This is a genomic window from Gracilinema caldarium (genome assembly GCF_029265695.1).
In the GTDB taxonomy this organism is placed as follows: Bacteria; Spirochaetota; Spirochaetia; order Treponematales; family Breznakiellaceae; genus Gracilinema; species Gracilinema caldarium_A.
In genome coordinates, this window is the sequence record NZ_JAJUHW010000061.1 from 1 (window position 1) to 11,604 (window position 11,604).

10 protein-coding genes and 1 pseudogene are annotated in these 11,604 nt (G+C 43.0%); all 11 read left to right on the forward strand.

The features are described 5' to 3' along the window. A pseudogene (locus Q7P68_RS13075) lies at positions 1 to 386 on the forward strand (AAA family ATPase); the annotation flags it as partial. After that, positions 370 to 2,301, forward strand: coding sequence for a sensor histidine kinase (locus Q7P68_RS13080; protein ID WP_304226388.1), 1,932 nt, complete (start codon positions 370 to 372; stop codon positions 2,299 to 2,301). The pseudogene Q7P68_RS13075 and the gene Q7P68_RS13080, both read left to right, overlap by 17 nt. 10 nt (positions 2,302 to 2,311) lie before the next feature. Further along, the gene (locus Q7P68_RS13085) at positions 2,312 to 3,790 is read left to right on the forward strand and encodes a response regulator transcription factor (RefSeq protein WP_304226390.1); all 1,479 of its coding nucleotides are present in this window, start codon (positions 2,312 to 2,314) and stop codon (positions 3,788 to 3,790) included. 114 nt (positions 3,791 to 3,904) lie between these two features. After that, entirely contained in the window at positions 3,905 to 4,930 is a 1,026-nt protein-coding gene (gene rhaS / locus Q7P68_RS13090) for a rhamnose ABC transporter substrate-binding protein (RefSeq protein WP_304226392.1), read from the forward strand. An 81-nt stretch (positions 4,931 to 5,011) separates the two neighbouring features. Beyond that, positions 5,012 to 6,541 (forward strand): sugar ABC transporter ATP-binding protein, encoded by a 1,530-nt coding sequence (locus tag Q7P68_RS13095; protein ID WP_304226394.1) that lies wholly within the window; start codon positions 5,012 to 5,014, stop codon positions 6,539 to 6,541. Position 6,542: 1 nt separating this feature from the next. Then, positions 6,543 to 7,529 carry an ABC transporter permease gene (locus Q7P68_RS13100; protein WP_304226396.1) on the forward strand — a complete coding sequence of 329 codons (987 nt, stop codon included), beginning with the start codon at positions 6,543 to 6,545 and terminating at the stop codon, positions 7,527 to 7,529. After that, positions 7,526 to 8,509: an ABC transporter permease gene (locus Q7P68_RS13105; RefSeq protein WP_304226398.1), complete on the forward strand. Its 984-nt coding sequence runs from the start codon at positions 7,526 to 7,528 to the stop codon at positions 8,507 to 8,509. The genes Q7P68_RS13100 and Q7P68_RS13105 overlap by 4 nt, the downstream gene beginning before the upstream one ends. After that, entirely contained in the window at positions 8,506 to 8,820 is a 315-nt protein-coding gene (rhaM, locus tag Q7P68_RS13110; protein WP_304226400.1) for an L-rhamnose mutarotase, read from the forward strand. Before Q7P68_RS13105 ends, rhaM begins: the two co-directional genes overlap by 4 nt. A gap of 19 nt (positions 8,821 to 8,839) precedes the next feature. Then, positions 8,840 to 9,991: a class II aldolase/adducin family protein gene (locus Q7P68_RS13115; RefSeq protein WP_304226402.1), complete on the forward strand. Its 1,152-nt coding sequence runs from the start codon at positions 8,840 to 8,842 to the stop codon at positions 9,989 to 9,991. Between the two features lie 14 nt (positions 9,992 to 10,005). Further along, a complete protein-coding gene (locus Q7P68_RS13120) occupies positions 10,006 to 11,289 on the forward strand; it encodes an L-rhamnose isomerase (protein ID WP_304226403.1) in 1,284 nt (427 codons plus the stop codon). Positions 11,290 to 11,361: 72 nt separating this feature from the next. Further along, on the forward strand, positions 11,362 to 11,604 hold a 243-nt coding region (locus tag Q7P68_RS13125; protein WP_304226405.1), incomplete at its 3' end, for a hypothetical protein.

Consider the following 11,604-nt stretch of genomic DNA (forward strand, 5'->3'; position numbering starts at 1 on the left):
GCCTTATCGAAGAAGAAATACCGAGACTCGAAAACATTGAGTCTGAAACCATAAAGGATCTGATACATAGCCTAAAAGAAGCAGAGGCTGTCTTCTGGGATAACTATAAGAGTGCCTGGGAATGGGAAGACCTGGAGTCTGCCCTCCGGAGCGCAGGCTTTGAGACACAGAGCAACATTATTAAGCGAAGTGAAGAGCGGCTCATCAGTACCTCGGATATCAACAGCTGGTTTGATACGGAAAAATCCTCCTGGGGAAAAAGCATGGCAAATCAGCTGGGAGCAGAACGCCTTGGTGCAATCCGTGACTTGATGTATAGTCTGGCCAAACAGGGCCCTCTGACTTGGAAATGGGAGGCCATACTGATACATGCGACTGCGGTATAAGTTTATTGCCCTCTACAGCTGCATCTTTCTCATAGTGCTGGCTTTGGTAGGGCTTTCAATATTTACCCAATATAGGCTCGAGAAACTTTCTGAAGCAGCACTACGAGGTCAGGCACTACTTGAGCAATCCCGGCGGGTACGTCAGCTCACCAAGGATGTCATGATTGGGGCCTTTGCACCGGAAACCTACGGCAATCTGAAGGATGTACTTTATTTTGATGTGTATACCTCTGCTATCCGTTCCTGGAAGGATGCATCAATTATCTTTCAGGACCAATTCCAAAAATTTATGAATGAACCTACCCTGATTCAACTCGTTAAGCAGGGTATCTTAAAAGAAGAGTATGCAACCGCAGAACTGATGAGCCAGAAAGCTTTTGGAAAGCTTATGGGCTTACAGGCTCGGTTGCAAAAAATACAGGATGCGGGACTATTGGGAGAAGATCTCTATTTTCGCATCCAAAGCTCCAGCGACAGCGATCTGATAGCTCTGTTTGATGAAGCCAGACAGACTTCTTATTATCTAGCCAATAGTTTTGAAAGTTTTCTTAACTATTTTATACAGGCCCTCGATGAAGAGGCTCAAAAAATTCGTAGGGATTTAACACAATCGTTTCTTTTTTTAGGTCTAGTAGGAGCAGTGCTTGCAGCCCTCATTCCCCTTGTTTTTTCCGCACGGATTGTTAGGAGATTAAAAACCCTGGGGAACGCCCTGTATACCGTTGCAGAAGGAGATTTTTCCACAAACCTAGAATTTAATACCAGCGATGAATTTCAGGAATTGGCAACCCACTTTAACCGTTATACCCTAATACTTAAAGAACATTTAAGAACCCTGGTATCTATCGCTCGTCAAATTTCTGATAGGACCCTGGAAAACAGCCAATCAAATGGAACAGAATTAGGTATTGAGACGGTACTCAACGCAGCTCTGGAACTTCTGGAAGTAGATGCTTCGGCTTTTCTTGTTCAGGAAAATGCTGATTATCGTATTGAGTGCCAGCTTGCCAAAGGAGAGAACAAAGAAAAGTATTTTTCACCTTCCTTGCTTAAGGATATTTCAGTAACCCTGCATTTTGGACAAAATTTAGAAACAACTTCTAGAAGTGCGATATTGTTACCCCAATTAAGCGAGATAGATTCCCGACTCAATGGGGGACGGCTGCTTCACGGCATATTTTTGATATACCGTGAGAAAGACAAGTATAACGATCTAGACCGCATTAAATTTGAAAACTTTTTGGAGTTTGCAGCCCTTCTTATCACCAATGCGAAAACCTATGCAGAATTGGTGGAGGAACGAAGCGCTGAATATCAGGCACTGCAGTCACAGGTTCAGCCACATTTTCTGTATAATGTTCTGGGCGGTTTTGCTGCACTGAACCGAATGGGTGATCGGGAAAGTTTGGAACGGTCAATACTGGCCCTCAAGGATATGCTGCGATATACCCTAGATCATGAATCAATTGCTACTGTTAACGACGAACTAGTATTTATTACTAAATATTTGGAATTGCAAAAAATGCGTTTTCAGCATCGACTGAAATGGGAATTTTCAGTTGATCCGGATTTGCGGTCCATGAAAATACCAAAACTTATTATTCAGCCTTTGGTAGAAAATGCTATTATTCATGGTATAGAACCTACCGGTGAAACCGGAACTATCTTGATTGATATAAAAAAAACGATTGATGAGACTGGTACATGGGGCCTCATTGCCATTGAAGATACGGGGACTGGATTCACCCCCTTAATGATGAAAAAAGGTGTGGGACTTTCGAACGTAGAACGAAGGCTTCACCTTTGCTATTCAAATCAATCTGAACATAGAAAAGCGGGATTAAGGATTCTCTCTGAACCGGGACAGGGCTGTCGAATTGAACTGAAGGTTCCTTTGGAACTAAAATCAGTATAGAGGAGGAGGTATGATACGGATTGCAGTGGCTGACGATGAACCACTGGCACGGTATAACATACTATCTATACTTCGCGAACAATTCACCAGTATCAACGTAATTGAGGCAGAAAACGGCCTGGATTTAATAAGGCTGATTCAGGGAAATCAGGTTGATATTGCCCTTGTGGACATCCGAATGCCTAGAATGGACGGGCTAGAAGCAATGATGCGTTGTGAGAATCGTTCGGACATTCCCTGGGCAATTGTCAGTTCCTATGCTGACTTTCCCTATGCAAAAAAAGCCATAGAACTCGGAGCTCAGGGCTACATCTTAAAACCCCCGGACCCCACCGAAGTGCGGGATGTCACAACAGATCTTATAAAAAAATTCCAGAAAATTAAAGAAGCCCAGATTGAAAGACTGGAAACCTGGTGGCATAAACGCTTGGAGAACCTTGAAGCAGCATTCTCTAATGAACCATTGGAAACCAATTCGGAACCCATGTTTCTGATTAAAAAAAATATGAACAGCATAGTACCGTATATAATCTCTTTACAAGGCCCTACCTTGCCGCAAAAGGCGATCAAAGAGACAATCCAGTTCTATTGTAAAATTGATTCAGAAGACAACCCCTTTATACTTCTTTATCCAAATAACGATTACGGGTACTATGAGATAGCATATCCGGTTAAAACGGCAGAGAATGCATCACATTGGAAAGATACTGGATTTAATCATCTTTTTGCCCGGCTGCAACATGATTTTTCACTTTATCAAATTAAAATGCTGATAGGATCTTTATGCAGTTCCTTAGAGACTGCCGCAAGACAAATAAAAAAAATACGGGATCTTTTAAACTTTGCACCACTTTTACCAAATGCTTGTATCGATCTGGAACATGCTTCACAAATTCTACAGCCTTATACCTCGAATGAGTTAGAGGCAGCCCGCTTAATTGTTACTTTGACTCGAAGTTGGCACCGAAAGGATTGGATCTCCTGTAAAAATCATGTTTACGATTTATATATAAAGTTTGAAAAAGTTGAAAAAAGGCTTCAGCACCAGCTGATTCAAAATCTTGAAAAATCTCTATATATAGAAACTTCACTGACCCAATACCTTCTTAAAGATAGCTATCTAGATGAAACAAGGCAGGAACTACTGTGTCTTATTCAACAAAACGAAAAGGAAAGACAAAAGGATCCCTTTACAGAGATACTACGGTTTATCGATATGCATTTCGCAGAAAGTATTAGCTTATCTCAAGTCGCAGCTATATTTGGCTTTAGCCCGAATTATCTGTCAGCCATTTTTCATCAGAGAACTGGAACAACCTATACCAGTTATATCACAAACCTTCGTATAAAAGAAGCACGCAATTTATTGCGATCTGGGGTTTCAGTCAAGGAAACTGCATGGGCTGTTGGTTATATGGATGAGCAGCATTTTGCAAGGCTTTATAAAAAGATTATGGGGATATCTCCTGGCCAAGATAAAAAATCATAGAATTTCCCCACTATTTTTGTAGAACTGTCCTGTTTCATTTTAATGGAAAGCCCCTCATACTAATCATTGAAATCAGCTTGTATAGGCTGATATATCAAGAAAGGGGGATTTCGTATGAAACGAAAACTATTCGTAGTTACCGCATTGGTGCTCATTGCGGCTTCGGTTTTTGCCTCGGGAGGACAGGATACTAAGGCTACTTCGGCGGGGAAAAAAGTTCGTATTGCAATTCTAGTAAAAAGTCTTGGGAACGGCTTCTTTGAAGCTGTCCGAGACGGAGCCCAAGAAGCAGCAAAAGAACTTGGAGATGTGGAGATTATCTATCAGGGACCAAGCTCTGCAACCGCTGAAGGCCAGATCGAAATTATCAATAACCTTATAGCCACCAAGGTCGATGCGATTGCTATCTCCGCGAATGATCAGGATGCCCTGGTACCGGCAGCAAAGAAGGCTATGGAAGCGGGTATAAAGGTCATTTCTTTTGACTCTGGGATCGCCGAGGCTGGACGTATACTGCATCTGGCACCTTCGGATACAGAGCTGATTGGCCGCAGCCAGATGAGACTGATGGGTGAACTGGTAAATTGGGAAGGAGAGGTAGCCATTCTTTCTGCAACCGCCCAGGCGACAAATCAGAATGCCTGGATTGAATATATGAAAAAGGAAATTCAGGAAAATCCGAAATGCAAAAACATGAAACTCGTCGCTGTTGTATATGGGGATGATTCATCGGATAAGTCCTATCGGGAAGCCCTTGGACTCTTTAAATCCTATCCCAATCTTAAGGGCATTATTTCACCGACCACAGTTGGTGTAGCAGCGACTGCTAAGGCTATCCAGGATCAGGGCCTGACAGGAAAAATCCAGCTCACGGGACTTGGACTTCCCTCTGAAATGAAGGCATACGTAGAAAATGGTGTTTCCAAGGCGATTGCTCTTTGGAACCCGATCGATCTGGGCTATTCATCAACCTATATTTGCTACAATCTGGTAAAGGGAAAAAATACCGGCAAAGAAGGTGATACCTTTACAGCTGGCCGCATGGGAACCATTAAGGTTGGACCCAAGGGGCTTGCAATCATGGGTGAACCCTTCACATTTACTAAAGACAACATTGCAAAATATGCAGCAATGTTCTAAGTCGTAGGTCCTCCTACCCGCCCGCAATCTGGAGTCTCCAGAAAACGGGCGGTTTTTATATACACAAGGGGGTGCAGCTCCATGGATGAGGCACTTTTGCAATTATCCCATATAAGTATGTATTTTCCTGGCATTAAAGCTCTTGATGATGTGCATATAACAATAAAGCCAGGAGAAGTCCATGCATTAATCGGAGAAAATGGTGCAGGGAAATCGACCCTGGTGAAGATAATGACCGGGGTATATAAACCGAATTCTGGTACAATTCGATATCTGGGTAAGGAGATCCAATTTAAATCGCCGCAGGAAGCACAAAAGGCTGGTATTGCAGTTATACATCAGGAAACAGCCATGTTTGCGGACCTTACTGTGGCAGAAAATATTTTTATGGGCCATGAACCACGTTATCCTATGCCTAACTGGATCCCAGTACAACCCATATCCTGGAAAAACATGTTTCGATACGCAGATGAACTCTTGCAAAATCTCGGCATGTCTATCGATTCACATACACTGGTAAAGAATCTTTCCACCGCTGAACGGCATCTGGTTGAAATAGCAAAGGCGCTTTCACAGGAAGCAAAGATTTTAATTATGGATGAACCCACCAGTGCTATTACAATCCGTGAGACAAAAGAACTATTTGATCTGGTTAAAAAATTAAAGGCTCAGGGTACTGCCATTGTATTTATATCTCATAAATTCGAAGAACTTTTTGAAATTGCAGATTATTACACCGTCCTGCGGGATGGGCGTTATATAGGCGAAGGTTCTATGCAGCAGGTTACAGAGGATGAGCTTATCCGGATGATGGTTGGTCGGAGTATAGACCAGCTCTTCCCCAAGGGCAATGCTTTGATTGGCGAAATAGTGTTAGAGGCTCGAAATCTTTCTAAAATAGGAGTCTTTAAAGATGTGTCATTTTCAGTACATCGGGGGGAGATTCTTGGATTTTTTGGCCTGGTAGGAGCTGGGCGATCGGAGGTCATGCGGGCCATGATTGGGATAGATCCTTTGGACAGCGGAGAAATAATAATGGGAGATCACCCATGTCGCTTTAAAAGCCCCCAGGATTCCATGAAACGGGGAATTGTATATGTGCCTGAGGATCGCCAGCGGCAAGGGGCTATTTTAAGCATGTCGATCGCTGAGAATATATCTCTCCCGCAAATTGATGCCCTCAGTACCCTGGGTTTTTTAAATGATGTAAAAGAAAGAGCGCTAGCTTTAGATTATGCAAAAAAACTGGAAGTAAAGGCTGCAGGGCTTGAGTATGATGTACAAACCTTAAGCGGTGGAAATCAACAGAAGGTGGTTTTAGCAAAATGGCTTGCATCCCATCCCTCCCTACTCATTCTTGATGAACCAACCAAAGGGATTGATGTAGCAACAAAATCTGCGGTGCATCAAATTATTTCAAATCTGGCAGACCAGGGTTTAGCAATTATTCTTGTTTCATCAGAATTGCCAGAAATTATCGGCATGACTGATCGGGTGATTGTCATGCATGAAGGTCGTGTTTCAGCAAGTTTTGCCCGCAAAGAATATAAAGAAGAGCTCATAATGCGGGCCGCCATGGGCAGCACAGTAAAACCAGTAGAGGTGGCCTAAAATGAAAGACATTCAGCAGCTTATCAAAAGACGGGAAACCAGTCTTGCAATTATTATCGTTTTTTTCATGTTGCTTGTAAGTTTCAGATATCCACAATTCGCAAGCCCCGGTAATATCTATGATGTATTAAATGATACGGCAGTTTTAATTCTGGCAGCCACAGCGCAGTTTTTAATTCTCTTAACCGGTGGTATAGACCTTTCAATTTCGTCTACGATGGCTCTAGTGGGTATGCTCGTCTCCATGTTAAATATGCAGCTACCAGAACTGCCTATTCCGCTGATCCTGTTAATCACTCTGGCATTGGGTTTTATCTTTGGCAGTGTGAATGGGGCACTAGTAGGTCTCTTACACATACCACCGATCATCACCACCCTAGGCACAATAGCAATCTATAGAGCCCTAGTATTTCTTGTATCAGGTGGACAATGGGTCAGTGCTCATGAAATGTCGGCCCTTTTTGAATCAATTCCTCATAGGCCTTTTCTCGGTATTTCTGGAATTATCTGGTATACCGTCATTACGGTACTTATGGTTGGGCTATTCGTTAATTTCACCCAAAAAGGTAGGGCCATTTATGCAATTGGAGGGAATCGACTTGCAGCACGGTTAGCGGGTATTTCAGGAGCTAAGATTGATTTTATGGTTTTTTCTTTAAGTGGAGTTCTTTCCGGTTTGGCGGGACTACTCTATGTAACCCGCTATGCAGCTGCTCAGACTGATACGGCCCTTGGTTATGAGTTCCAGGCTGTTGCAGCCTGTGTGATAGGCGGAGTATCCGTTCTTGGAGGATCAGGAAGCATCGTAGGAGTTTTGCTAGGAGCCTTTTTCCTGGGACTGCTCTACAATGCTCTAACGGTCATCAATCTATCACCCTTCTACCAGATGGCAATTCAAGGAGCAGCAATTCTAATAGCCATCGTGGCAAACACCATCATTAACCGGCGTAACCAGCAAAAAATGCTTGCTAAAAGGAGTCTAGTATGAAGGGCAAAACGTTTCATACCCTTATACGAAGCTGGGATTTTACCTTGAGCATTATCTTTGTGTTGGTAATGCTGGCAGGGTCCTTTATTTCACCCTACTTTCTTGATCCAGATAATCTTTTGGAAACTACCTTTAATTTTATCGAAAAGTCCGTTATTGCATTACCAATGATGTTCATTATTCTCTGCGGAGATATTGATGTGTCGGTTGGTTCTATACTTGCCCTTTCTTCTTTAGCAATGGGTGCAGCTTCTCAGGCTGGGGTGCAGACAGGCTGGCTGGTGCTTATTGGTCTTGGAGTAGGGCTTTTTGCAGGGATGCTCAATGGATGGCTTATCACCCGTTTTGAAATTCCAGCCATTGCGGTTACCATTGGGACCCAATCTCTTTTCAGAGGAATCTCTCAAGCCGTTTTAGGTGATCAGGCATACACGAAATATCCTGAATCCTTTGCATATTTTGGCCAGGGATATTTACCTGGCACGAAAATTCCCTTTGAATTACTTTTGTTCTTGATCCTTGCGGTGTTTACAGGAATTCTGCTACACAGAACAACCTTCGGCCGCAAAATATATGCCTTGGGAAGAAACCCAGTTGCAGCTCGTTTTACCGGCATACCAGTTAACCGCCTAAGGTTCATAATCTTTAGTTGGGCCGGTCTTTTTTCAGGGCTCGCAGCGGTTTTACTCACAAGCCGTATCGGGTCTACAAGGCCAAATATTGCTAGCGGTATAGAACTGGATGCCATAACCAGTGTTGTACTCGGTGGGGTTGCTATTACTGGCGGATTCGGCGGCATCTTTGGAGTAGTAGTGGCTAACTTTCTGTTAGGGTATTTAAAGTTTGGTATGGGGCTCATAAATGTTCCTGGTCGGGTTATGAATTTGGTTACTGGTTCACTCCTTATAATCGCAGTAGCTATTCCTGAAATTATTAAACGTTTTGACTTAAAAACTAATACACGGAGAAGCGTAGTATGAGACGAAATGCTTTTGCCATGCGCCTTAAACCTGGCTGCGAAGCAGAATACAAAAAAAGACATGATGCTATCTGGCCAGAACTTAAAGCTGAACTAAGAAGGGCTGGGATTTCAGATTATTCAATATATCTGGATAAGAAAACAAATACCCTTTTTGCATTTCAGTACCTGGCTGATGACGCAACTGATTATGAACTTCCCCATTTAGAGGTGGTAAAAAAATGGTGGCATATGATGTCGGATATCATGGAAACCAATCCTGATGAATCGCCGTTAAGTGATCCCCTGGAAGAAATGTTTCACATGGATTAATCCTGGAAAAGGAGTTGTTGTGAGTTTAGAAGCTTTAGTAAATATCTCAAGAAAATATGGAGCCGATCCTAACTTTGTAATAGCTGGGGGCGGAAATACTTCTTACAAGGATAATAAAATTCTCTATATAAAAGGTTCAGGTACCTCGCTGGCATGTATACAGGCAGAGGACTTTGTACACATGGATAGAGAAAAGTTACAACATATATGGCAAAAGGAATACCCGCACAATGAAAGTGAACGGGAACGGATGGTGCTGGAGGATTTAATGGAAGCCCGACTTCCAGGTGAGGGCCATAAGCGCCCCAGTGTTGAAACCATGCTCCATGAGCTTCTGCCCTATGCATATGTGGTCCATACCCATCCGGCTATCGTAAATGGCTTGACCTGCTCAAAGCAAGGCGAACAGGCTCTCCGAAAACTCTTTGGCCAGGTCCCCCTTTGGATCCCTATCACAAACCCTGGTTATATCCTTTCCCTTAGAGTAAAAATGGCAGTAGAGGCCTATAAAACTCAACATCGTAGGACTCCGACTGTAATTTTCTTACAGAACCATGGCATTTTTGTTGCAGCTGATACTACAAAAGAGATTGAAGAACAGTATAGATTTATTATTGATACCATAAGTAGACATATAAAACGATTTCCCCAAAATGACGACATTCAAGTGGAGTATGGACCATCTAAATCTATAACAGATTTCCTTACGACTTTTCATAATAATCATCATCAACTGCACATTCAATTTCGCCGAACTTCTGAACTTGCACGATACACGCAGGATCGTGAGAACTTCCTAGCCCTGCAGCTTCCATTTACACCTGATCATATCGTGTATGCGGGCAGCAATCCCCTCTTTATAGACCTTAAACTAACTGAACATTCATTTTTAACTGAGGCTAACAAAGAGAGCATTAAGAACCAATGGAAAGAATATCTAGATATGTTTAAAAGGCCACCAAAAATCATAGCTGTTTCATCCCTTGGAGTCTTTGGTCTTGGACTGACTGAGCGGGCAGCGGAACTTGCAATAGAACTTATTTCAGATGCAGCAAAGGTAGCCTGCTTTACCGATAGTTTCGGGGGTCCCCGTCACATGGAACAAATATATATAGATTTCATCAATAACTGGGAAGTTGAACAGTACCGGTCAAACATTTCGACAAAATAAAGGAGTAAATCACCATGAAAAAGGAAAAGAAAACTAATCCTAATACAGTAAAAGAAATGTACCAGCATGCAAAGGAACGATATTTACAATTTGGTGTAAATTCTGATGAGGCTATCAAAAAGACCCTCGCTGTTCCCCTTTCGCTACATTGTTGGCAGGGCGATGATGTTATAGGTTTTGAAGGAGCCTCTGAACTATCCGGTGGAGGGATCCTTGCAACAGGAAATTATCCAGGCCGTGCCCGGAATGGGGATGAATTACGAAAGGATATAACATTTGCGATTTCTTTGATTCCCGGTATCTCAAGACTCAATCTTCATGCTCTTTATGCGGAGACTGGGGGCAAAAAGGTTGAACGGGACGAATTAGAGCCTGAACACTTTGAAAAATGGATACGCTGGGCCCAGGAACAGCATATCAATCTTGATTTTAATCCATCTTTTTTTTCCCATCCATTAGCCAGCACAGGCTACACCTTGGCAAGCGCTGATAAAAAGATACAGAATTTTTGGATAAAACACGGAAAAGCCAGCCGGCGAATTGCTGCTGCTATGGGAGCTGTTCAAAAGGAACCTTGCGTTAATAACATCTGGATTCCCGATGGCTCTAAGGATATGATTACTGATCGATCCAGTCCTAGGAAGCGACTCGAAGCAGCGCTAGATGAAATCTTAGCAGAACCGGTTAACAAGAAAAATATTATCGATACAGTTGAAAGCAAGCTGTTTGGAATCGGCAGCGAAGCCTATGTGGTAGGTTCCCATGAATTCTATATGGGCTACGCGGTAAAAAAACAAATTAAACTATGTCTTGATATGGGACATTTTCATCCTACCGAAACTCTAACCGATAAAATATCAGCCCTACTTGCCTTTGTACCGGGGCTGCTATTGCATATAAGCCGGGGAATTCGTTGGGATTCGGACCATGTGGCCCTCTATTCAGATGATGTACGAGAGCTGTGCCGAGAACTTCATAGGCTGGAGACCTTTGATAAGGTTCATCTAGCCCTCGATTATTTCGATGCATCGATAAATCGTATTGCTGCTTGGATTATAGGAGCCCGAGCTTTTAGGAAGGCTCTGCTTGAAGCCTTTCTTGAACCGGTAGATTTAATCAGAGAGGCTGAACAGGCTGGTAGACCGCACGAACGGCTCGCCCTCATGGAGGAGGCAAAACTGCTGCCGATCGCTGCAGTTTGGGATGAGCTATGTTTAGAAGCCGGTATACCAATCGGTTCCGATTGGCTCAGTTGTGTGTCAGAATACGAGGAAAAGGAACTTTCAAGAAGACGTTGAACATCTAATCAGCTGAACAAAGCACTTGCATCCTTACCCATTTGGCCCTAGAGTTATACCAGAGGAAGTAACATGGAAGTTCTTCGGGATATTTCATGGATATCCCAGGTTGCCCTAGGGCCCCTGGAGCGCTTTGAACTGGAAGGATACTCGGTTATTGGTGTCGCCGGCCATAAAGGCGGTACCTATCAATATCGGCTCCTCTTTTTTGAAGCCCATGAGCAAAGACCCTTTTATGCTATCAACCTGGAGCGAACCATCCTTGGAGATGGCATATTAACAGAACAGATTGGGGCTCAACATCATACGTTAGAA